Source organism: Pseudomonas sp. FSL R10-0399 (assembly GCF_009600165.1).
Lineage (GTDB): Bacteria > Pseudomonadota > Gammaproteobacteria > Pseudomonadales > Pseudomonadaceae > Aquipseudomonas > Aquipseudomonas helleri.
Genome location: NZ_WIWK01000010.1, coordinates 47,453 through 70,674, shown reverse-complemented (window position 1 = coordinate 70,674; position 23,222 = coordinate 47,453). Strand labels below are relative to the sequence as shown.

The window sequence follows — 23,222 nt, the reverse complement described above, 5'->3', positions numbered from 1 at the left end:
GCCGGGCTTGCCCGCGATGGGTTCGACACAGCGTCAACAGGCGCACCGGGTTGTACGTATCGCGAGCAAGCCCGCTCCCACCGGGCTTGGGGGCACGATTACACGCTGGCACAAAGAGTTACACATATGTGAGAATGATACGAATTCCTATTAGCATCTCTCTCCAGCGGCTCTGCATGTCATTCCTTACCCCGTCTTGCACATCCTCTTTGAACGCAGTGGTCGACGATCTGTTGGCCAGCTACACCGAGCTGCGCCGCTATTTGTGCGGGCGTTTGCGCAACCCTGACGATGCGGCGGATATTGCCCAGTCCAGTTTCGCCCAGGCCTATGCCCATGCGTTGAACAGCCCGGTGGCCAATCCTCGGGCGCTGTTGTTCAAGGCGGCGCGCAATCTGTGCATCGATCAATATCGCCGCCACAGCAGCGAGATTGCAGCGCTGGATGACTGGATGAGCCGGCTCGATGTGCTGAGCCCCACCGTTGAAGAAATCGTCATTGCCCGCGAGCAATTGCAGCATTTGATCGAACGCATCGAGCGCATGCCGCGTCTGCGCCGTGAGGTGTTTGTGCGGGTGCGGCTGGAGGGCTGTAGCCATCGCCAGGTGTGCGAGGAGCTTGGGCTGTCGGCCAAGTCAGTTGAATTGCACATCGCCCGGGCCGTGTTTGATCTGTCTGAACTGAGCCTGGCTTGCCGCCATGTCTGAGCCACTCTCTGCGCGCAAGGTGCAACAGGCACTGACGTACCTGGCCAAGCTCAATAGCGATGACCCTTTGCGGGTGGAGCAGGCCCACAAGCAACTGGCGCGCTGGCGCAGCCAAAGCAGTGAACACGAGCATGCCTGGCTTGAGGCCGAGCGGCGCTGGCAAATGATCCATCGGTTGACGCCACAGTTGCGCGGCACGGTGCAGTCGCAGCCGGTCAACCTGAGCCGTCGCCGCCTGCTGCGCCAGGGCACCGGGCTGCTGGCGGTAATCGGCGCATCGGGCTGGTTGAGCTGGTTGTGGCGCGAAACCAGACCTTTCACACAGTCGCTACTGACTGAACACGCCGAGCCGTCGCGGCCGGTCACCTTGCCCGATGGCAGCGAACTGCTGCTGGCCGCCGAATCCAACCTACGCGTTGAGTTCAACCACGCTCAACGCCAGGTGATGCTGCTGCACGGCAACGTGTATTTCGACGTGGCCCACGAAACCTTGCGCAGTTTTGTCATCAATACCCGACTGGGCCAGATCAAGGTGCTGGGTACGGCGTTCAGTGTCAGCGACCGTGGCGGCTGTATTCAGGTGGCGGTGGCCCGCGGCCGGGTGCATGTGCAAGAACTCAAGGGGGAAGCGAAAATCCTCACCGCCGGGCAGCACGTCAGCCTCAATGCCCAAGGCGAGGTGATCGCGCTCAATCCGCACCGCCAGGCCGGGCCTGATGTTGAAAACTGGCGCAAAGGCTGGTGGTCATACACCGATGCGCCGCTGTCCGAAGTGCTCGCTGAGTACAACGCTTACGCAGCCCGCCCTGTGCGGGTCAGCGCCGACGCCGCGCATTTGCGCCTGACCGGCAGTTTCCCCAGCGATAAACCGCAGATGCTGCTGCAAACGCTGCCGCGAATCCTGCCCGTGCAAGTGGTCAACAAGGCCGGTGAGCTCTATGTGCAATTGCGTTGAATTATTTTTGAGGGGTAAACGCGCCGAGGTCCGTCTTCACCCATAACTACACTCGAGTCAGGACTGACCATGTCGCATTACGCCTCCCCTTACCGCGCCCCACTGAGCCGCCTGGCACTGGCGTGCTCTCTGCTGTTCGGCGCCGGGACCGCTCTGGCGGGCAGCAACACGCCGCTCAACTTGAACCTGCCCGCACAGCCGCTGGAGGCTGCGGTTCATACCCTGGCCCGTGAAGCGGGCGTCGCCATCGCCGCCGACAGCCAATTGCTCGCCGGGCGCAGTGCACAGCCACTGAATGGTCAGTACACCCTGCACGAAGCCTTACAGCACTTGTTGGACAATACCGGGCTGGTTGCCAGCGAAGAAAACGGTGTAATCGTGTTGCGCCAGGCACAGATTGACGGCGCCCTGAACCTGGGTGAAACCCGGGTCAACGGTGCCGGCCTGGGCGCCAGTGACTTGCCTGAAGCCTACAGCGGCGGCCAGGTGGCCACCGGTGCCCGGCTGGGGCTGCTGGGCGATACCCAGATCATGGACACGCCGTTCAACATCACCTCATACACCGCGCAAACCATCGAAAACCAGCAAAGCGGCACCGTGGGAGCCGTCCTGCGCAACGACCCGTCGATCCGCTTCAGCACCGGCGAAGGTCACGCGTATGAGAACTTCATGATCCGTGGTTTTTCCCTCGACTCGGCAGAGCTGGCACTCAATGGCTTGTACGGCATGGCCCCGGACGGCCACGTGCCGACCGAATTTCTGGACCGCGTCGAAGTGCTCAAAGGCCCGGGCGCCCTGCTGTCCGGCATGGCACCCAGCGGTGGCGTGGGCGGCGTGATTAACCTGGTGCCCAAACGCGCCGGGGAAAAACCGCTGACCCGCCTGACCACAAGCTATGTGTCTGACGGCTATTTTGCCGAGCACCTGGATTTCAGCCGTCGCCTGGGTGACGAACAGCGCTTTGGCATTCGTTTTAACGGCGTGTACGGCGACGGCGACACCGGCGTCGACAAACAGTCCAAGGAACGCACGCTCACCTCGCTGGCCATGGATTATCGTGGCGACGGCTGGAAGCTCGCACTGGACGCTTATGAAACCCACGAGCGCGCCATCAACGGCAGCCCGATGATGGTCGGCTTCAGCGACATTGGCCATGTGCTCAAGGCGCCGAAAGCTGACACCAACATCCTCAAAGGCATCAGCGCCAAGCAGATCAGCAAGGCCGTGATTGTGCGCGGCGAATATGAACTCAACGACGACTGGACAACCTTCGCCAGCGCCGGCAGCTCGAAAAGCCGCTATCAGGGTTTTCTCAACGGCACCCGCCTGCGGGTCAACAATGACAAGGGCGACGCTACCGGCGAAACCTACAACCAGGCCGGTTATACCGCCAGTACCGCTTACGAGGCCGGTATTCGCGGGCATGTGACCACCGGCCCCATCGACCACAAGCTGGTGTTCACCGCCAGCCTGTTGCACCAGAACATTGGCCGGGCGCCCACCGTGACCGGCGCGCGCTACCCGAGCAACATCTACCACCCTGGCAAGCCGATTATTGCCGGGCACACGGGCTCCAACTCGAAAACCGGTGACAACACTCTCTCCAGCTTTGCCGTTGCCGATACCCTGGCCTTCGCTGATGACAAAGTGCTGCTAACGTTGGGAGCTCGTTCACAACGGGTGCGCCAGCAGATGAGCAAGCCAAAAACCTACGATGAGCAAGCCATCACCCCGGCGGTGGGCCTGGTGATCAAACCCTGGGATGTGCCCGTGTCGTTGTACGCCAACTACATCGAAGGCCTGAACCAGGGCAACACCGTCGGCGACGTGACAGCGGCCAACTACGGCGATCAGTTCGAACCGTATAAAGCCAAGCAAGTGGAAGCCGGTGTGAAATGGGACCTGGGCACGTTCACCCATACGTTGAGTGCGTTCCAGATCGAGAAACCCAGCCTGATCCTCAACAAGGCCAGCAACCTCTACAGCGACGACGGCAAGCAACGTAACCGTGGTGTGGAATGGAACATGTTCGGTTCGATCATTCCTTCGGTGCGACTGCTGGGCGGCGTCACTTACACCCACGCCGAGCTGACCCGCACGGCTAACGGCGCGCTGGACGGCAACACCGCACGTGGCGTGCCGAAGTGGTCGGCCAACCTGGGTGCCGAGTGGGACACACCGTGGGTCGAAGGCTTGACCCTGAACACACTGGTCATTCACAGCAGCTCGCAATACCTGAATGACGCCAACACCCTGAAAATCCCGCAATGGACCCGTTATGACCTGGGTGCGCGTTACAGCACGCGCATCCTGAGCAAAGACGTAGTGTTCCGCGCCAGCCTGGAGAACGTCGAAAACCGTTCCTACTGGGCAGGCGTGTTCAACGATGGCTTCGCTACGGTCAGTGAACCGCGCACGCTGAAGCTCTCTACCAGCATCGACTTCTGAGGTGAGCATGAGTCCATTCAATCGCTGGAGCCTTGGTTGCCTGTTTAGCGCCATGGCCTGCGCGTCAGCCCTGGCGGTCGAACCGCTCAGCCAGGGCCAAAGCGTGCGCGCAAGTGTTGCCAAAACCCTGCAGCCCAGCTGGAGCCTGGATCTCAAGGCCGGTGATCTGGTCCAGGGCAAGGTGGCAGGCGATGTCAGCCTGCGCCTGCTTGACGCGCGGGGTAATCCGCTGCGCCTGCTGGTGGATGGCGCGGACCTGTCGCGGGACTTTATGTTCGTTGCCCGCGAAGATGGCCAGTACCTGCTGCGCGCTGAACAATTGGCGACGCGCCCACAGGCCGAGTTCACCCTCACCTTGAGCCAGGTACTGGCGCTGAGCGAACAACAGCGCGCCCCGGCCGCCCTGCTCAGCCCGGCCTTGGGCCAATTGGCAGAGCAACTGAAACAGGGCGCCACCACGCAAGCGTTCTGGAAAGACCGCGAGCAACAAGGCACGCCACTGGTTGAAGCGCTGGCTGACAGCCCCAACGAGCGTCTGGTCACGTTTTTGTGGCGCGGGGCCCGGCAAAATGTGCGGCTGTTCGGCTCGCCTTCCGGCGGCCACGATGCCTTACAGCGCCTGGGCGACAGCGACGTCTGGTACGCCACGTACCGGGTGCCGTCCAGCGCCCGCTTGAGCTATCAATTGGCCCCTGACGTACCAGAGGCCGGCGATCGACGGACCCTCTTGGCCACGGCTCAGCGCGACCCGCTTAACCCGCACAGCTTCGGCAACCAGAAATATGAGCCGAGCCTGACCCGCTCGGTCATGGAACTGCCTGATGCCCCGCCTCAACCCTGGCTGAACAAACGCGCGCACGTGGCCCCCGGCACCGTTGAGCGCGAATCCCTGAAAAGCGAGATTTTGGGCAACACCCGCGATGTTTACGTCTATCGCCCGGCGGGTTGGAAAAACATCGACCAGCAACCGGGCTTGCTGGTGCTGTTCGATGCTCACGCGTACACGCGCCAAGTGCCCACGCCGACGATTCTCGACAACTTGATTGTCGACGGCCTGATCCCGCCCACCGCAGCGTTGATCATTGCCAACCCGAGCGATGAAACCCGCCCTGTGGAGCTGCCGCCCAACGCGGATTTCGCCCGGTTTATGGCACAAGAGCTGATGCCGTGGGCCAAGCAACAAGGCCTGGCCACTGACGCCAGACACACAGTGGTCGCGGGCTCCAGCTATGGTGGGCTGGCCTCGGCCTGGCTTGGGCTGCAACACCCGGAACTGTTTGGCAATGTGCTGAGTTTGTCCGGCTCGTACTGGTGGAGCCCGCCAAACACTGAAGACCAATGGCTCGCCCGCCAATACGCGGCCAGCCCGCGGCTACCGTTGCGCTTTTATTTGCAGGCGGGTTTGTTTGAAGACAAATCAGGTTCGCCGGGTGCCGGGATACTCGACAGCAACCGCCAACTGCGCAATGTCTTGCAGGCCAAGGGCTACCCGGTTGAACACGTTGAATACGCCAGCGGCCACGATTACCTGCAATGGCGGGGTTCACTGGCGTGCGGCTTGATCAGCTTGATAGGCAAGAGCCCCGAGACACCCGAGGCGTGTGTTCCGGTTACGTTGAGGTAATAAAGGCCTGCGATCTTTTGATGATCAAAAGATCGCAGGCCGTCATCTCTCAGCTAAATCAAATGCCTTGCAGGGCAAGGTCCATCGCAAAGTAGGTGAGGATCATGTCGGCGCCGGCACGTTTGATCGAGCCGAGGGTTTCACGTACCACGCGGGCTTCATCAATGGCACCGGCCTGGGCGCCGAACTTGATCATCGCGTACTCACCGCTGACCTGATAAGCCGCCAACGGCAGACGCGAGGCTTCGCGAACATCACGAATGATGTCCAGGTACGCGCCAGCCGGTTTCACCATCAGCACATCAGCGCCTTCCTGTTCGTCGAGCAACGACTCGCGGATGGCCTCGCGACGGTTCATCGGGTTCATCTGATAAGACTTGCGATCACCTTTCAAGGCACTGCCGCCCGCTTCACGGAACGGGCCGTAGAGTGCCGACGCAAACTTGGTGGAGTAGGCCATGATCGAGGTGTCGATAAAGCCGGCCGCGTCCAGCGCAGAGCGAATCGCTTGCACCTGACCGTCCATGGCGGCCGAAGGCGAAATGAAGTCGGCGCCAGCAGCAGCGGCAGCAACGGCTTGCTTGCCCAGGTTGATCAGGGTCGCATCGTTGTCTACGCCGTGGTCGTGCATCACGCCGCAGTGGCCGTGAGAGGTGTACTCGCAAAAGCAGGTATCGCTCATCACGATCATTTCCGGGGCGGCGTCCTTGCAGATCCGCGCCATACGCGAAACCAGGCCATCCTCACGCCAGGAATCGCTGCCCGTCGCGTCCAGGTGGTGCGACACACCGAACGCCATCACCGACTTGATACCCGCGCGAGCATACCGCTCAATCTCGCCTGCCAATTTCGACTCAGGAATACGCATCACGCCCGGCATGCTGGTGATGGGCACAAAGTCGTCGATTTCTTCTTCGACGAAAATCGGCAGCACCAGGTCGTTCAAGCTGAATTCGGTTTCCTGGAACATATCGCGCAAGGTTTGGTTACGGCGCAGACGACGGGGACGAACAGAGGGGAACTGGTTAGGCATCATGGTTCCTGAAGGGCAGGTTCATAAAACGAACGGCAAAACAGTAGAGCCTTGACCCAGGCTCGATGGCGAAACAAATACAGGAATGAACCTGCAATTGCAAAACTTGCGGCCTGCCTGCGTCCCGTTGTCGCGGGCCATGACCGGTTGATCATTTCGTTAAAAAGCGTAATATCGCTGCCCATGATTCTCGAACAGCTTAAAGCCTTGGGCAATGACACCCGCATGCAAATGATGCAGTGGCTCAAAGCCCCTCTCACGCATTTCCCGCCCCAGGACCATGGTGATCCTGCGATTGGTGTCTGCGTGACACATTTGCAGCACAAGGCCAGGTTGTCCCCTTCTACCGCGTCTGCCCATTTGGCGATTTTGCAACGTGCAGGCTTTGTGCTGACCACGCGCATCGGCAAGTGGACCTACTATCGGCGCAATGAACAGGCGATTGCTGACTTTGCAGCTAGGCTGAAAATCGAGTTGTAATTTTTAACCAATCATTTCGTTATTTCGCGGAATGTAAAAACATGAGGAAGCCCCATGAGCAACAAAACCATTTTCGTCCAACCTGGCGGCGGCTATCAAAATGTAGTGGTCGGCAGCAGCGACGTGCGCGCGCCGGCGAATGACGAAATCACCGTGCGCCTGCACGCCAACTCACTGAACTACCATGACTTCGCGGTCGTGAGCGGCATGTGGGGCCCTACTGAGCAACGCATTCCGATGGCCGACGGCGCGGGCGAAGTGGTCGCTGTTGGCGCTGGTGTCAGCGAGTTCAAGGTCGGCGACTCCGTGGTCAGCACCTTCTTCCCTGAATGGATTGACGGCACCCCGCTGGTTGAAGGTTTCGTCACTGTGCCCGGTGACGGTATTGACGGTTATGCCCGTGAGAAAGTAACCGCCAAGGCCACCGCTTTCACCCTCGCCCCTGTCGGCTACAGCCACGCAGAGGCTGCAACACTGACCACGGCCGGGCTGACCGCCTGGCGCGCACTGATGGCCGATGACTCGCTCAAACCGGGCGATACGGTATTGGTACAAGGCACGGGTGGCGTGTCTATTTTCGCCCTGCAGTTCGCCAAAATGGCCGGTGCCACCGTGATCGCGACCTCCTCCAGCGACGCAAAGCTTGAGCGCCTTAAAGCGCTGGGCGCGGACCACGTGATCAACTACCGCAAAGACACTAATTGGGGCGAAACAGCACGCGCATTGACCGGCGGCCGTGGTGTCGACCACGTGATTGAAGTTGGCGGCCCATCAACGCTTGAGCAGTCGATGATTGCCGTGCGCGTGGCCGGTCATATCTCGGTGATCGGTATCTTGAGCGGCGTCTCGGGCGCCATGAACTTCGTGCCTGCGCTGGTCAAGCAAGTGCGCCTGCAAGGCGTACTGGTTGGCAGCCGCACTCAGCAACAAGACATGGTCCGTGCAATCAATGCCGCTGGCATGCGCCCGATTATTGATCGCCACTTCCCGCTGAGCGAGATTGTTGACGCGTTCAAATACCAGGAAACCAATCAGCATTTCGGCAAGATTGTCCTGGACATCTGACCCGCCTCTACCGGATGGCGCATTGACAGTGCGCCTCCGGCTTTACTAGATTCGAGGTTTTGCCCAGCGAGCAGAACCTTATGAGCCTTGAATCCGTACGCGCTTTCTTCACTGCCAACGCCCCTGACTTGCACATCATCGAATTGGCCACCAGCACCGCGACCGTTGCCTTGGCGGCTGAAGCCCATGGTGTTGAACCGGGGCAAATTGCCAAGACCCTGGCCTTTCGCGTGGGTGAGCAGAATGTATTGCTGGTGGCCCGTGGCGATGCGCGTATTGATAACAAGAAGATCAAGAACGCACTGGGCAGCAAGGCCAAGATGCTTGATGCCGAGACAGTGGTTGCACTGACCAGCCACCCGGTGGGCGGCGTCTGCCCGTTCGGCCTGGCCACTGACCTGCCGGTGTATTGCGATATTTCTCTGCAGGCGTTCAGCGAAGTCATGCCCGCCGCTGGCACTACGAACTCGGCCGTGCGCATCAGCCCGACCCGTATGGCACAACTGGTGAATGCCCAGTGGGTGGACGTGTGTCAGGAACTTGAGGCACCGTGCGCGGTGTAGCACGAGCCTGCTCCAGGCTGTAAAAAAGGCTGGACCCTTGCGGGGCCAGCCTTTTTTACAGGTACTGATGCTTACGCGATGGCGTTATCAACCAGCACTTGAGCTTCTGCGACCAGACGGCCGAGGTGCTCGTCGCTGACAAAGCTTTCAGCGTAGATCTTGTAGATGTCTTCGGTGCCCGACGGGCGTGCAGCAAACCAGCCGTTCTCGGTCATTACCTTGAGCCCACCGATTGGCTGATTATTGCCCGGTGCATGGCTGAGGATCTGGGTAATCGCTTCGCCCGCCAAAGTCGTCGACTTGACTTGCTCCGGCGACAGCTTGCCCAGCAGGGCTTTCTGTTGCGGGGTGGCTTTGGCGTCGACACGGGTCGAGAACGGCAAACCGAGGTCTTCAGTCATTTTCTGATACAGCTGCGAAGGATCGCGGCCTGTACGAGCGGTCATCTCGCCGGCCAGCAGCGCAGGGATCAAGCCGTCCTTGTCCGTCGACCACACCGTGCCATCCAGACGCAAGAACGAAGCCCCGGCGCTTTCTTCACCACCAAAGCCCAGCGAGCCGTCAAACAGGCCATCGGCAAACCATTTAAAGCCGACCGGCACTTCGTACAGGCGACGACCCAGACGCGCAGCCACACGGTCAATCAAACCGCTGCTGACCACGGTTTTACCCACCGCCGCATCAGCACGCCAGTGCGGACGGTTCTGGAACAGGTAGTCAATGGCCACCGCCAGGTAGTTGTTAGGCGCCAACAGGCCGCCAGACGGGGTCACGATGCCATGGCGATCGTGGTCCGGGTCACAGGCGAAAGCCACGTCAAAACGCTCTTTAAGGCCGATCAGCCCTTGCATTGCGTGGCTGGAGGATGGGTCCATGCGGATACGGCCATCCCAGTCCACGCACATAAAGCGGAACGTTGGATCGACCGAGGTGTTGACCACTTCAAGGTTCAACCCGTAGTGCTCGCCGATTGCCGACCAGTAACGCACACCGGCACCGCCCAACGGGTCTACGCCCAAACGCAAGTTGGCACCGCGCAGGGTGTCCATGTCGATGACGTTTTTGAGGTCTGCGACATAGCTGTTCAGGTAGTCGTGGCGGTGCGTGTTGCTGGCTTTGAGCGCCTGCTCGTAGCTGATGCGTTTGACACCGGCGAGCTTGGCGGCCAGCAGTTCGTTGGCCTTGGCTTCGATCCACTTGGTGACATCGGTGTCGGCCGGGCCACCGTTAGGCGGGTTGTACTTGAAACCGCCGCTTTCCGGCGGGTTGTGCGAAGGCGTAATCACCACGCCATCAGCCAGCCCGGAAGTGCGGCCACGGTTGTAGCAAATAATGGCGTGGGAAATGGCAGGCGTCGGGGTGTATTCATCGTTCGCGGCGATCATGGTGTCGACACCATTGGCGGCGAAAACTTCCAGCGCGCTGGCACCCGCAGGGGTGGACAAGGCGTGGGTGTCGATACCGACAAACAGCGGACCATTGATCCCTTTGAACTGGCGGTACAGGCAAATGGCCTGACTGATTGCCAGAACATGCCACTCATTGAAGCTCAGCTCAAACGAGCTGCCGCGGTGCCCGGATGTTCCAAAAGCGACTCGCTGGGTGGCAATCGCTGCATCGGGTTGACCGGTGTAGTAAGCGGTCACCAGTCGCGGAATATCGACCAGCAATTGAGCTGGAGCCGGTTTGCCCGCAAGAGGACTGAGTGTCATGCAAAACCTCAAAAAGAAATGATTCGGAGGAAAAACCGCAGTTTACTGGCACTTCGACATTGGCGCGAAGCAATTGTCCTGACACAACGTATCAATTATGTCCTGTCAGCAAATTCTGCTTTATATGACGGCACAATTTGCATCCTGTTCCCGCTCATGGCAAAAATTGCCTCATCCCGGTGCGTCTGCAATGTGTTTACGGATGCGTATGTTTAAGTTCGAAAAAGGAAGCAGCATGAAACCACTCGTTATCAGCGCGGCCCTGACCCTCTCGTTGAGTACTCTGTGCAGCGTGGCCAACGCCGCCAAACTGGAAGATGTAGCACCCTACCCTAAAGCCGATGCGGGTTTCACTCGTCAGGTCATTCGCCTGCCATCGCAAAAGAACGAAGAGGATTACAAGGTCCAGATCATTGCCGGCAAGACGCTCCAGGTTGATTGCAACCAGCAGCGGCTGACCGGCAAGCTGCAAGAAAAAACCCTCAAGGGCTGGGGCTATCCGATGTACCGCCTCGATAAGGTCAGCGGCCCGTTGAGCACCATGATGGCCTGCCCTGACGGCAAGCCGCACCCCGACTTTGTGCCGGTGGTGGGCGATGGCTTTATGCTGCGTTACAACAGCAAATTGCCGATTGTGCTCTACGTGCCCAAGGGCGTTGAAGTGCGCTACCGGATCTGGTCCGCGTCCAAACAGATCAAGCAAGCGACCGCTGAATAAGCTTTATACAGGCCTTCAGGCGAGCAGGCATACGTCTGCTCGCCCGACCCTTCGGTTACTCCAGGCCGACGCGATACACCGCGCCCTTGTCCTCATCGGTCAGTACGTACACGTAACCGTCCGGCCCTTGGCGAACATCACGAATTCTCGCCTTCAAGCCACCCAGCAGACGTTCCTCGTGCACTACTTTGTCCCCGTCCAACTGTAGGCGGATCACGTCCTTGTCCGCCAGGGCACCGATAAACAGATTGTGCTGCCAAGGCTTGAAACGTTCACCGTCATAAAATGTCATCCCGCTGATCCCGGGCGACTTCTCCCACACGTGATACGGCGCAACCGTGCCCTCGACCACTTTGCCCTTGGCCTCCGGAATCGGCTTCGATGAGTAATCAATGCCGTGAGTCGCCAGTGGCCAGCCGTAGTTTTGACCGCGCTCGATCAGGTTGATTTCGTCGCCGCCCTTTGGCCCGTGCTCATGGGTCCAGAGTGTGCCCGTCCAGGGGTTCAGGGCTGCGCCCTGCTGGTTACGGTGGCCATAAGACCAAATCTCGGGCCTGGCGCCTTTTTGCCCGACAAACGGGTTGTCCTCGGGGATGCGCCCGTCCGGGTAAATGCGCACCACTTTGCCCTGCAACTTGTCGAGGTCTTGTGAAGTGGAACGCTGGTTGTTTTCGCCCAGCGCGATAAACAGGTAACCGTCGCGATCAAAGACCAGCCGTGAGCCAAAATGATTGCCGGTTGAGAGCTTGGGCTCCTGGCGGAAAATCACCTTGAAGTCGCTCAGCGAACTCATGTCATCGGACAAACGCCCACGCCCTACCGCCGTGCCCGCGTTGCCGTCCTTGCCCTCTTCGGCGAATGACAGGTAAACCAGTCGATCGTTGGCAAAGTCCGGGGACAAGACCACATCCAGCAAACCGCCCTGCCCTTTGGCCCAGACCTTGGGCACGCCCGCCAACGGTTCCGACAGCTTGCCCTCAGGGCTCACCCAACGCAGGTGGCCGGGGCGCTCAGTGACCAGCATGCCTTTTTTATCGGGCAAAAACGCCAGCGCCCAAGGATGGTCAAGCCCCTGCACCACAGGTGTGGCGGTGACGGGGCCCAACTCTGACTTGAATGTCTGCGCCTGCCCGGTCTGGGCATTCGCCGTCAACGCAAACATCGAGGTAACGACAAAGGTCGCCAATGCGGTTTTTTTCAACATCCGATAGTCCTTTTTCGATTAACGCGCATCCCTGGGCTGTACCGAGGGTGCCGTTGGCTGCAAGGTTTGAGGTAAGGGTGGGTTTCGCGGGTAACCATTGCCGATCTGGCCATTTTCAATCGACGGCCGTTGCCCTTGAGGCACAGGTTGACCGGGGCGAATCAGACCGGGAGCGGGGCCTGTGCCTTGTCGACTGTTTGGATTGATGCGCCGGATGGCGTTGTTGTTGGAAGGTGCCACGCCGGGGGTAAGCGTGTTCTGCGCCAGCAACACGGTGGCCGGTCGTTGGGCATGACCACCGTTGGCTATGTCGGGTTGAACCTGGGCTGACGCGTGGGCGGCGATTGCGGCCAGCAGCAAGAGCCCAAAAGCACTGTGTCGCGTACTGATCATGGTTTGCTCCAATTCAGGGAAGCCTGAGCGTTGGAGTGCAGTTTGCCGATCCGGTTCGCGATTAATCCAGTGAACGCTTCATGCGCGCCCGCTCAAATGTCACATCTTGTTGCCAGCGCGCTAAGTCCGCGTCATTGGTCGTCCGTTTCAGGGCCGATAACAATAACCGTCGATTGCCGGGCTTCCTCCAGCAACGCTTGACGACAGACTTCATAGCAATCGTCGATATGTCCGTTACCGACCATCTTCATGACCCCAAAACTGATGCCCGCCGCCACCGCCTGCCCCACAAACGGGACGAAGCGCACCACAGACTTGGTCGCCACCTTGGTGCCCATCTTCTTGAGCATCGACATGACCAGGGTACGGCTGATGAATTTGCCGATGGCTTCGCTGCCAATGCTGCTGACCGCCACGATCACCAGGCGCTTGGAGCGCGAGTCCATCTGTTCGATTTGCTGTGGGGTGAGCCCGAATTTACTGTTGATCGCCGGGAGCATCTCCACCAGCAGCGCCACGTCGGTGCCAAGGTCCAGCCCCGGAACGGGAATGGCGGCAGCCCCCGCAGACACAGCGGAGCGCTTGGTAACCATGGACTTGCACTCGTCACGAATGCGGTCAAGCTCGGCTAAAGACCTGATTAACATAAGATTCCCCAACAAAAAGAGATAACACGCAGGCAGTCTACTACGTCCCCCCTGCGCACCAGGCAGCAGGTCTTTATATAGAGGGCGTGTCGCTCAGGAAATTCAGGTGGGATGTGGGAGTTTTTGCAGGTGAAGGGCTCAAGCTAACAGGCGGGTGCAGCCTGTACTTGGGGAAAGTACAGGCTGAAAAGACGTTAAACGTCTTTTTTGACCTTGCTCCAGGCATCTTTGATTTTGTGCACGAAGGTGGCTTTTTTGTCTTGCTGGCAAGCAGTGATGACTTCAGGAGTCACTTTTGCCACACCATCAACATCGAGCACAGCGTCTTCTACCTTGCCACTTTTGTTAACGGCTTCACCCAGGCCGACAGCGACAGGCTGGAAGCTTTCATTGACGGCCAGAAAATCTTCGCAAGTCCACTGCGCCAATGGCTTCTTGGCGTCTGCCTGGGCCAGTGTCGACATCGCCAGCAGGCTTGCTGCGCCAATCATCAGAATGTGCTTCTTCATATGAATATTTCCCTATTATCAATGAGACAGTTACGTTGGTTCTGCCGCCAAAGACCATAGTTGTGGATATGGGTTCTGTCAAACCACACCTCCGGCTTTTTGTGATCGCTAAAAAGACAACTTCGCACGGCAGACAAGTGATAAAAAAATTATAAATAACAGACAGATATCAAACATCGACTGAACGTCAGTTATATAAAGTTACAGGTTATCACCCGAGGGCTAGAAGCAACTGACTCAAGTCAACGCCGCCAATATAAAGCCGGTTATATTGACGGCGCACCGCCTTGATTACTGAGTCAAGATGACCTTCATGGCTTTTTCCTGGGCAGCATTACCGAACACTTCATAGGCTTTGAGAATGTCGTTCAACGCAAAGCGGTGGGTGATCAGTTGCCCGGCATCGATCTTGCCCGACTGCAGTGTTTTCAACAGCATCGGGGTGGTGTTGGTATTCACCAGACCGGTTGAGATATTAACGTTCTGGATCCACAGTTTTTCCAGGTGCAACTCAACACTTTTGCCATGTACCCCGACGTTGGCAATGGTGCCACCCGGTGCGATCACCGACTGGCACGTGTCGAACGAAGCGGGAATACCCACCGCCTCAATGGCGACATCCACCCCTACCCCCTCCGTCAATTGAAGAATGCGCTCAACGGCGTTTTCGGTCTTGATGTCGATCACATGGGTTGCACCAAAACGCTTGGCAACGTCCAGGCGATTGCTATCGCCATCCACCACAATCAGTGTCGCCGGTGAGTAAAACTGCGCCGTCAGCAGCGCAGCCATGCCTACCGGCCCGGCGCCGACAATCACGACGCTATCGCCTGGCTTGACCTTGCCTGCCAGAACGCCGATCTCGAACCCGGTGGGCAAAATGTCGCTGAGCATCACCAAGGCTTCTTCATCGGCCCCTGCCGGGACCGGATACAAACTGTTGTCGGCATGGGGAATGCGCACGTATTGCGCCTGGGTGCCGTCGATCAAATGGCCCAGAATCCAGCCGCCATCGGCACAATGCGAATACATCTGGCGACGGCAATTGGCACAGCTGCCGCATGAAGTAATACAGGAGATCAGCACGTGATCACCCTTTTTGAAGTTGCGAACCGCCGAGCCGACTTCCTCAACCACCCCGACGCCTTCATGCCCCAACACCCGGCCTGCCGTCACTTCAGGCACATCGCCCTTGAGGATATGCAAGTCGGTGCCACAAATGGTGGTGTGCAAAATCCGGATGATGGCGTCGGTGGGTTTATCGACGACTGGCGTGGGGATTTCAGACCATTGTTTTTTGCCGGGGCCCTGGTAGGTGAGCGCTTTCATGACAGCCTTCCTTTAGCAGTTCAAGAATCAGCAGCCCTGCCAATCGGTACTCCGTGATCAGCAGACCGAAAATTACTCGATGCAGTTAAGCAGTCTTTGGCAGATATGCCTTCGTCCCCAGTAAAAAACGCCCTGTTCCGGACGAGGAGCAGAGCGTTATTCAAAGACCAGCACAAAATGGTATGGACTCGATGGCACAAAGCTACCGGGGCATGTTGCCTGTATGTGTTTACAACAAAAATATTTATATAGGCCCACTACGCTTTGAACTTGCGATTACCTGATGCATCCGCGCGCAACACTGCCCATTTGCGGATCAACAGGAAGATTCAACATGACGGACCATTTAGCCAAACTTAAACAGGCTGCACAGCAACTAAGCGTACTGATTGACGCACAACCGGATTTTCGTGAGGTGTTGAATTACCGCTTGATGAGCAAGCATTCGCGTCTGCCTGAAGGCAGTTGCACCGATGACCTCTATGTCAACCTTGAGGCTCCAGCCACACTTGGACAAACGCCTGCACTCATCAGCCATTCGATCACCAAGCTCATTGACTTCAGTTTTACCAGCCGACAATTCCCCACGTATGTACAGGGCTCAACCCGGGTTTATAACCGTCCCTATAGCGTGGCCGATGAAGACGTGGTCCCGGTTATCGATATCGTTCACGTCGAAGAATTTGTTCATGATATTTGCCACCATCTTCAACAGCACGTAGAGACCGCACTTGAGCATTTTTGGCAGTCGCCATTAAGTTATCTGCAAGACCAGAGTCCCAAAGACTGGTTCTACACGTTCTTGCGCAACGTGCTCGTCACAGAAAGCAAACTTCGGTTGGCTGATAACACCTTGAGTGCGCAGGGCCATGCCGCAATCGCTCAACTGCAAGCGTTTCCGAGCGCCAGGCAGCGCCTGGACAGCCAAGAGCCTTCGCCGCGAGTGGTGTATGAGATCGCTTTTAAAAGGCCACCCTTGCCGAATATCTATTTCCAAGGCTTGCTGGCCATCGTCGACAACAGTGCAGCCGAATCGGGGGATACATCGCCCAAGGTCGTGCTCTACGTCCCCGGCAGCGGTCTCGAGGAATTCGAGTCTCTGCACACCTTGAGTCAAGAACTGCTGGCCAGGCTCGGTGATCCTTACCAACGTACTGCGCTGCTAAGTTATGTCGCTCTCAAAGACCGCGCAGCCGCATTGGACCTGACAGAGCTCAGTTACCATGAAATCAAGGGCGACGTGTTTAGCCATTTCGTCGATGGGTTAATCCAGCAACAAGCGCTCAACCTCCGTGAGGTGTGGAAAACCATTCGTGCCGAGCAGGTTGAGTACGACCTCGATACGCTGAGCGACCGCCTTGAAAAAGCCCTCGATGCCAGTTTCTACCTTGATCCGGCCGGCATTCTCAAAGCGCGCTACACCCGTTTGTTTGAAAATCAGTTACCCGAGTGGCTCAAACAGGCGCCCGAGGCGCGTAAACAGGCGTGGCGCATGGCCGTCCAACAGCTCTATCAAGCGCAACTCGCCGCTCAAACTCGCGACACCCAGGGCTTTTTTGCCAGTGGCAGCAAAAACAGCCTGCTGGCTTACGCCAGAGCCCGTCTCAGGCAACAGATACAAAAGGATCACAACGCAGACATTGACCCCGACAGCGTGATCATCGCGACCACCGAGGCCTTTAACACAAGCCCGGGGTTTTATCCTTTTAGCACCTCGGGCTATGCAGCCGGTAACTCTGTTAGACGCACCGGCCCAACGTTCACCTACAAAACAACACGACGCACCCTGAGCGACCTGGCCCTGGACAATGTCGGAAAGCTCGACATCACTTTTGCCCTGACGGCTCAAATTGAAGATGACAAACGTAAGCGTCACCCCTTTCTGACCAGTGCCTACCTCAAAGCTCTGGTAAGAACGCTGGATATTGGTGCCACCTATAAAAAAACCATCGAGGATGCACTGCTTTACGAGCCCGCGCTTAACTTCAAGTCGGCCCAGGCCCAATGGCGTCAGGAACGTTATGTCGCGCTCAACGACGCACAATTGAACCTGGACCTCCTTGAAGCTCAACTCACCGACAACACCGAAAACACGCTGTCGCCAGAAGAAGTGTCGTGGATTGAAGCACTGCGTAACTACCCCATTGAAAAAGACCGCCCCCTGGTGGCAGGACATCGCATCAAGGTAAATGAGCTCATGCTCAAAGGCTACGCGCTGCCGGGCGTCTGGGTCATAACGGCAACCCCTTCCACACGCCTGCTGTGCTACACGCCCAACGCCCCGGATAAAGTCTGGTTTCGCAGAGTCGACTCCTTTATCCAACTGGGCCGCGTGCTGTCTTCTGATGCACTGCGCAGTTATGTATTAAACCGCGTGACACCCGCCAAGCAGCCCTATATCAAACCGTTGCTGATAGATAATTTGCTGGCGGCGAAGATTGAACTTCAGTCCATCAGTAAACATTTTCAAAAAACGGCTTACGCCATAGAAGCGCAATTTGCAATCCGCAATGCCGATGAGCAGTCAACCTCTACCTATGAAACCAATGTGCAAACCGCCAAAGACGTTGCACTCACTGTGATTGACATCATCAGCTTTGTCCTGCCGACCAAAATCATGCTACCGCTGGTGTTAATGAGGTTTATCTACAGTGTGGCAGACGGGATGGATGCGCTAGAACGTGATGAAAAGCTTGAAGCAATGCTGCATTTTTTAGACTCGCTGGCTCACCTCACCGATGGCGCTTCAGACTTTGCCGGCTCGATGGTTTTTGGCCGATCCCTGCGCAACCGGGCCACACCCCGCAGCTCAGGTCTTAACCCTGAAGCGGCCAGTACCCTGTCCCCCGATGCCATGACATTACGCACAGGCGGGCACTTTGGCTCAGGTGTCTATGAGCACATCGACCCCTCGAACAAACAAGTCAGTCACTACTTAAAGGACAGCGCAGGCAAGCTGCATCATGGCCAATACGACAACCTTAACGAAAGCTGGTACGCGCTGGATAAACGCCAGCCTGATGCGCTGTACCGCACTCGCGCACTTGAGATTGCTTATGGCCGCTGGGACTCTGCTCCCACAACCGGCTCAGCCAAGCAACCGCTGGCAGTCCATCAATTATTAAACAAGTATGAGGTCATAGCGCTTGATGTTTATGGGACCCGCCCTAATCGCGAAGGTATCTACACCGTCACTAGATCCGTAGGCACACCCGACAGCAAAGGTGTTTATCCGCACACAACTCACCATTTTATTCTCCAGGACGGCCGTGTCTTTGAAGTTAAAAAAGGGTGGTTGGGAAGGCATTGGTATTTGCATTTGAACTCAGGTGATCACCGCTCCACGTACAAAGTACGACGCCATACAAGCAGCGATGTTTGGGAAGTAAAAACCCGTCAAGCAGATAAAACCAAGCTGTGGCAACCTTTAAAACTGCACACGCCTGAGGTTTTGCCGGATACACCCGTGGTTCGGTACAGCGAATACGCTGCAAGCCCCGAATTCACTGACACATTGGACAGGCTGACAACCCATAACGATATTGACTTTACTAACTACTGCTACAGTGTCGACTCTCTGGAGAGTGCACGATCTCATGCGCATCAGTTGCAATTAAAAATGTACAAGGATGCGAAAGCATTCTTCAAAGACTTGCCTGCAAAACAACGTATACCCTCACCCGGCTTCGCGCCGGATACCGGTGTGCCCGAAATACTCACAACCCTTAATAAGAAATACACCGGGCTCATTATCGGAGAAACACACTCGGCCGTTTCAAGTAAACAGGTGATTATTGATAATTTTGATCTGTTTAAAAAAAACGACGTAAAAACGTTGTATCTGGAGCATTTACAGGCGGATCTCCACCAACTGCATTTGGATGCTTTCTCGAAAACAGGCCAGGTTTCACCCAGGCTTAACACCTTCCTTCGCGATCTGGACAACGGCTATAGCATTGACGCGAGCAGCCCTTACTCATTCAGCAACCTGGTCTACAACGCTCAAAAGCATGGTCTGAGGATAATCGCCATCGACTGTGTTGCAAGCTACTACACCAAAGGTATCGAAGGTTCGGCTGATAACGCGCGCACGACATTATTTAGCTACGGTGCCAGCCAAATCATCCGCAACCACCAGGCACAAACAGGTAGCCATAAGTGGATCGCCCTGGTCGGTAACAGCCACGCCAACGCCCATCAAGGCGTGCCCGGACTTGCAGAGCTGGAGGGCGCAATTTCACTGCGTGTGGCAGACGTTAAGCCAGGATCACAACGTGGCATAACAGTAGACCGCGGGGATGTTGGAAAACCCGACTTCATTGGCTCGAACGTCGCTTTTCTGAAAAACGACTTTTTGCTTGAAGTAGAAATACCCGGCAAACGCCCTAAAACGCCTCCCTTAACCGAATCTCAACTTGAGCAAACACTTCCCGAAACCGGCCAGTTCCTGTTCGATAAAGATCACCAGCACTGGCCCGAATTGATTCATCGTTCAAGCAGCCGGGAAATACTGCGTACGCCCTTGCAAACCGATGCAGAAGGCAAGCTCTACATCGAACGTCCCAATTGGGAGCACATTCACCAAAAGCGCTACAACCAACTGGATAACCTGATCAATGACCTGAAAGCGTATGGCATGAGAATGGTGCCTAACAGTCAACACTAGCGATTATTGCCCTTTCACTTGGGAGCCCTTGAAGAGGGCGCAAGCGATAAAAGCAGAACGTTTTTCACGCTCTCTTCTTGCAGACTTGCCTGAGCTCGACGGGGCTACTTAACGTTGCTGCGAAACCGAGAAGTCAGTCTCGCCTTTGTCATCTGCCCGCATCACCACCTTATAAGCCTCGGTCGTCCCGCAACCGGAAACCCGCCAGGTCTCCTCGGCTTTCTGGACTGCGCCGCTCGGTGACTGATCTATGTTGGTAATACGGCTATCAACGGCGCTGATTGAACGGCACTGGGTTACCGCTGAAAACAGACGCTCGACTGTTGCATATACATCCTTGCGCAGCAGCGGATCAGTGACCGATTGCCCCGAGAACTGAGGGCTGCTGGCGCAACCTGCCAATACCGCCCCGGCCAAAGCGAGGCTAATAAGGGCGCTGTGTTGCTTTGTCTTGGTCAACATAATCATTCCTTGAGACGGCGTCATGCCGTATTGAGATCCTTTATCGTGGTTATTCACGGGGTGACGAGGCGCAGAGCACAGCCACCATTTCGCGTATTGCCGGGAGCATCGCCGGCGCGAGTCCACTGACCTGGGAAGTGACAATAAGACCTTCGCCAATCACAAAGAGTTGCATCGCAACCGCCGCCGGCTGCGTCAGACCTGCCTGCGTGCAAATACCTTGCAGGTAATTCAGGACCTGCTGCTTGTGTTGACTGGCCAGGACATGAGGAGGAGCGCTCTGAGCGCTGTATTCCGCCGAAGCATTGATGAACGCGCAGCCATGGAAATCAGCCGACTGCACCCAACAGATAATGAAGTCGATATAGGCCTGGGGCCTGTTCGCTTGGTCAGCGCCCTCTACCGCCGTGGCCATTTGATCCATGAACTCGGCGTGCCGCAGTTGCAGCGCAGCCTCGACCACGTGTTCCTTGCTCGGAAAATGCCGGTACAGGGTTTTCTTGGTCACACCAGCCATCTGGCTGAGTTGCTCGACCCCCGAGGCATGAAAGCCCTGGCGATAGAACAGATCAAGGGCCGCCCGGGTGATCACATCTGCAGTACTCATCACGAATTCCTTTGGAGTGAATGCGGCCAGTGTATACCGATCGGTTGACTTTCAGGTAAACCGATCGGTATCCTTTTCATCACTATCCACTTACCGAGTTAACCCCATGCCTATTATTCGCCTGCCTAAATCAAGCGCTCCACCCGCCCCCGACCTGCGTTTCAGCCTGATGTCGTTTATCGGCGTGGTTATCGCCATCGGCGCCACCGGCTGGCTTAGCCTGATCAGCGGAACGCCCTGGCTGATGGCCTCGTTTGGCGCGAGTTGTGTGCTGGCCTTTGGCGTGCCCGACTCCCCCCTGGCCCAGCCGCGCAGCATCATTGGCGGGCACATGGTGTCGACACTGGTCGGGCTCGTGGTGCTTCACACCCTGGGCAATGAATGGTGGGCTTGCGCTTTGGCAGTCGGGCTGGCGCTGGTCGCCATGCAGCAGACACGCACAGTGCATGCCCCCGCAGGCGCCAACCCGTTGGTCGTCATCACCGCCGGTGCCCCGTGGACTTTTTTGCTGACGCCCGTCTTGGCAGGCTCGCTGGTGGTGGTGATCACTGCCTTATGCCTTAACAACGCACGCAGCAAAGGCAGCTATCCCAAATACTGGCTGTAAAAGCCGCCCCGCTTAGCGATGCGGATGAACCGTCATGGCCACCAGTTTGATCACGATGGGACGCACCACAAGGATGCACAGGAAGGCGGCAGGCATGGCCAACTTATAAGCCTGCAACGTGTTGTTCAGGTAATCCGCATCGATACCCGTATTCGCGGCAGTAATCACCAGTGACATTAGAAAGGCCATGATCGTGGACATGTACAACGCGAATACATAGGGCGTTGCACGCACCGAGAGCTTTAGGCGGCTTGAAAATAACGTGTTTGAAGTGCTTTTAGCGTTCATGTGTGGCCCTTTAATCCTGAAAGTGATGGATGGCGCACCTTAACAAGATCAAAAACACGTAACTAGACGGCCATTTCTAGTTTGTTTATAAAGCAGATCTTACGAATACGCCCCGCTCAGGATCAAAACATGGATCTGTTTGCTGCGATTAACAGTTTTATCAAAGTAGTTGAAGCCGGATCGATTGCTGGCGCGGCGAAAAATCTCGGCCTCAGTGCCGCCGCCGTCAGCCAGACCATCAACCGCCTGGAAGCACACTTGGGCACGCGTTTGCTGCAACGCACCACCCGAAGCATGGCGCTGACCGAGGACGGAGCCCTTTACTACAACAAAGTGCAGCGCATTGTTACGGATGTGGAGCTGGCGCACCGAGCCATCAGCCATAGCGACAGCGAACTGCAAGGGCGGTTGAGCATCGCGTCGACTTCTGCTTTCGGGCGCCATGTCGTCGCCCCGTTGGTCGCGGGGTTTGCCACGCGCTATCCGCGTCTGACCCTGGAACTGAACATCACTGACAACAAAATCAGCCACATCCACAGCGGCATTGACCTGAGCTTGAGAATCAAGCCGCAACTGGAAGACGGGATCATTGCCCGCAAAATCGTCTCGGTGCCTTTTATTGTCTGCGCCTCACCGGCTTACCTCGAACGTGCGGGCTGGCCGGCTTCCCCCGACGACCTGCAGCATCACGCCTGCCTGGGTTTTCGCTACCCTCTGGATGGCCGCTTTCTGCGCTGGGGTTTTATCAACAATGGCCAGCACAGTTATGCAGCGCTTAATGTTACGGCCACCAGCGACGACATTGACGCACTTGCACAAATGGCTGCCCATGGCGCCGGTATTGCGCGACTTGCAGAGTACATCGCCGCACCTTATATCGAATCGGGCCAGCTTATCCCGCTGCTTCAACACAGCCACTCACCGACTGAGTCATACACCAAGCCCCTGGACATTTATGCCTGCGTTCAAGACCGGGCTGCCATGACACCAAAAGTTAAAGCTTTTATCAATTACCTGAGCGAATACCTGGAAATACGCTGGCCAAAAGAGAACATATTTACCGATGTTTGATCTCCGACACAGGGCGCTAATGACCGACAAAATTTAACGTTTAACGCTTGCCTGCCGCAACCATAGACACCAGGCCCGGCCAAGCGAATCGCCCGCAAAGCCGCAGACTGTCGCGATCAGCAGTCACACCTTGG

At 57.1% G+C, this 23,222-nt stretch carries 21 protein-coding genes; 11 read left to right on the top strand and 10 right to left on the bottom strand.

Going from position 1 to position 23,222, the window contains the following annotated elements:
* The first annotated feature begins 176 nt into the window (after positions 1-176).
* The 4 genes from GHO41_RS04955 to GHO41_RS04940 all read left to right on the top strand — a co-directional run bounded on the left by GHO41_RS04955 (position 177) and on the right by GHO41_RS04940 (position 5,734).
* The gene (locus GHO41_RS04955; protein ID WP_048387871.1) at positions 177-707 is read left to right on the top strand and encodes an RNA polymerase sigma factor; all 531 of its coding nucleotides are present in this window, start codon (positions 177-179) and stop codon (positions 705-707) included.
* Positions 700-1,662 (top strand): FecR domain-containing protein, encoded by a 963-nt coding sequence (locus GHO41_RS04950; protein WP_153433086.1) that lies wholly within the window; start codon positions 700-702, stop codon positions 1,660-1,662. Before GHO41_RS04955 ends, GHO41_RS04950 begins: the two co-directional genes overlap by 8 nt.
* A gap of 69 nt (positions 1,663-1,731) precedes the next feature.
* Positions 1,732-4,110 carry a TonB-dependent receptor gene (locus GHO41_RS04945; RefSeq protein ID WP_153433085.1) on the top strand — a complete coding sequence of 793 codons (2,379 nt, stop codon included), beginning with the start codon at positions 1,732-1,734 and terminating at the stop codon, positions 4,108-4,110.
* A 7-nt stretch (positions 4,111-4,117) separates the two neighbouring features.
* The gene (locus tag GHO41_RS04940) at positions 4,118-5,734 is read left to right on the top strand and encodes an esterase family protein (protein ID WP_256677215.1); all 1,617 of its coding nucleotides are present in this window, start codon (positions 4,118-4,120) and stop codon (positions 5,732-5,734) included.
* 58 nt (positions 5,735-5,792) lie between these two features.
* Here the strand turns inward: GHO41_RS04940 and hemB are convergent, their stop codons facing one another.
* The gene (gene hemB / locus GHO41_RS04935; protein ID WP_048370157.1) at positions 5,793-6,767 is read right to left on the bottom strand and encodes a porphobilinogen synthase; all 975 of its coding nucleotides are present in this window, start codon (positions 6,765-6,767) and stop codon (positions 5,793-5,795) included.
* 183 nt (positions 6,768-6,950) lie between these two features.
* On the opposite strand from hemB, the gene GHO41_RS04930 reads away from it, so the two are divergent.
* The 3 genes from GHO41_RS04930 to GHO41_RS04920 all read left to right on the top strand — a co-directional run bounded on the left by GHO41_RS04930 (position 6,951) and on the right by GHO41_RS04920 (position 8,875).
* Complete coding sequence (locus GHO41_RS04930; RefSeq protein ID WP_048387864.1) at positions 6,951-7,247, top strand: helix-turn-helix transcriptional regulator; 297 nt, start codon at positions 6,951-6,953, stop codon at positions 7,245-7,247.
* A gap of 54 nt (positions 7,248-7,301) precedes the next feature.
* Entirely contained in the window at positions 7,302-8,312 is a 1,011-nt protein-coding gene (locus tag GHO41_RS04925; RefSeq protein WP_048387862.1) for an NAD(P)-dependent alcohol dehydrogenase, read from the top strand.
* 80 nt (positions 8,313-8,392) lie between these two features.
* Complete coding sequence (locus GHO41_RS04920; protein ID WP_048370150.1) at positions 8,393-8,875, top strand: YbaK/EbsC family protein; 483 nt, start codon at positions 8,393-8,395, stop codon at positions 8,873-8,875.
* 71 nt (positions 8,876-8,946) lie between these two features.
* Here the strand turns inward: GHO41_RS04920 and pgm are convergent, their stop codons facing one another.
* Complete coding sequence (pgm, locus tag GHO41_RS04915) at positions 8,947-10,587, bottom strand: phosphoglucomutase (alpha-D-glucose-1,6-bisphosphate-dependent) (RefSeq protein ID WP_048370148.1); 1,641 nt, start codon at positions 10,585-10,587, stop codon at positions 8,947-8,949.
* Between the two features lie 235 nt (positions 10,588-10,822).
* Here pgm and eco point away from each other — a divergent pair, with 235 nt between their 5' ends.
* Positions 10,823-11,305 carry a serine protease inhibitor ecotin gene (gene eco, locus GHO41_RS04910; RefSeq protein ID WP_048370392.1) on the top strand — a complete coding sequence of 161 codons (483 nt, stop codon included), beginning with the start codon at positions 10,823-10,825 and terminating at the stop codon, positions 11,303-11,305.
* A gap of 55 nt (positions 11,306-11,360) precedes the next feature.
* On the opposite strand, the gene GHO41_RS04905 is transcribed toward eco, so the two are convergent.
* The 5 genes from GHO41_RS04905 to GHO41_RS04885 form a co-directional block, all read right to left on the bottom strand.
* Positions 11,361-12,509 (bottom strand): PQQ-dependent sugar dehydrogenase, encoded by a 1,149-nt coding sequence (locus GHO41_RS04905; protein ID WP_153433084.1) that lies wholly within the window; start codon positions 12,507-12,509, stop codon positions 11,361-11,363.
* Positions 12,510-12,527: 18 nt separating this feature from the next.
* A complete protein-coding gene (locus GHO41_RS04900) occupies positions 12,528-12,902 on the bottom strand; it encodes a hypothetical protein (RefSeq protein WP_153433083.1) in 375 nt (124 codons plus the stop codon).
* A gap of 131 nt (positions 12,903-13,033) precedes the next feature.
* Positions 13,034-13,495 (bottom strand): hypothetical protein, encoded by a 462-nt coding sequence (locus GHO41_RS04895; protein WP_228385841.1) that lies wholly within the window; start codon positions 13,493-13,495, stop codon positions 13,034-13,036.
* Between the two features lie 248 nt (positions 13,496-13,743).
* Positions 13,744-14,058, bottom strand: a complete 315-nt coding sequence (gene hdeA, locus GHO41_RS04890; RefSeq protein WP_048370138.1) for an acid-activated periplasmic chaperone HdeA — start codon at positions 14,056-14,058, stop codon at positions 13,744-13,746.
* 291 nt (positions 14,059-14,349) lie between these two features.
* Positions 14,350-15,387, bottom strand: coding sequence for a zinc-dependent alcohol dehydrogenase family protein (locus GHO41_RS04885; RefSeq protein ID WP_153433082.1), 1,038 nt, complete (start codon positions 15,385-15,387; stop codon positions 14,350-14,352).
* Between the two features lie 334 nt (positions 15,388-15,721).
* On the opposite strand from GHO41_RS04885, the gene GHO41_RS04880 reads away from it, so the two are divergent.
* Positions 15,722-20,053 (top strand): membrane-targeted effector domain-containing toxin, encoded by a 4,332-nt coding sequence (locus GHO41_RS04880; protein WP_153433081.1) that lies wholly within the window; start codon positions 15,722-15,724, stop codon positions 20,051-20,053.
* A 108-nt stretch (positions 20,054-20,161) separates the two neighbouring features.
* Here the strand turns inward: GHO41_RS04880 and GHO41_RS04875 are convergent, their stop codons facing one another.
* Both GHO41_RS04875 and GHO41_RS04870 read right to left on the bottom strand, forming a co-directional pair.
* Positions 20,162-20,515: a hypothetical protein gene (locus tag GHO41_RS04875; RefSeq protein ID WP_153433080.1), complete on the bottom strand. Its 354-nt coding sequence runs from the start codon at positions 20,513-20,515 to the stop codon at positions 20,162-20,164.
* A 49-nt stretch (positions 20,516-20,564) separates the two neighbouring features.
* A complete protein-coding gene (locus GHO41_RS04870) occupies positions 20,565-21,122 on the bottom strand; it encodes a TetR/AcrR family transcriptional regulator (protein WP_153433079.1) in 558 nt (185 codons plus the stop codon).
* A gap of 106 nt (positions 21,123-21,228) precedes the next feature.
* Between GHO41_RS04870 and GHO41_RS04865 the strand changes: the two genes are divergently transcribed.
* On the top strand, positions 21,229-21,729 hold the full coding sequence (locus GHO41_RS04865; protein WP_153433078.1) for an HPP family protein: 501 nt from the start codon (positions 21,229-21,231) through the stop codon (positions 21,727-21,729).
* Between the two features lie 12 nt (positions 21,730-21,741).
* Here GHO41_RS04865 and GHO41_RS04860 read toward each other — a convergent pair whose 3' ends face one another.
* Entirely contained in the window at positions 21,742-22,017 is a 276-nt protein-coding gene (locus GHO41_RS04860) for a DUF2798 domain-containing protein (protein ID WP_153433077.1), read from the bottom strand.
* Between the two features lie 129 nt (positions 22,018-22,146).
* On the opposite strand from GHO41_RS04860, the gene GHO41_RS04855 reads away from it, so the two are divergent.
* Positions 22,147-23,088 (top strand): LysR family transcriptional regulator, encoded by a 942-nt coding sequence (locus GHO41_RS04855; protein WP_153433076.1) that lies wholly within the window; start codon positions 22,147-22,149, stop codon positions 23,086-23,088.
* Positions 23,089-23,222 lie beyond the last annotated feature (134 nt).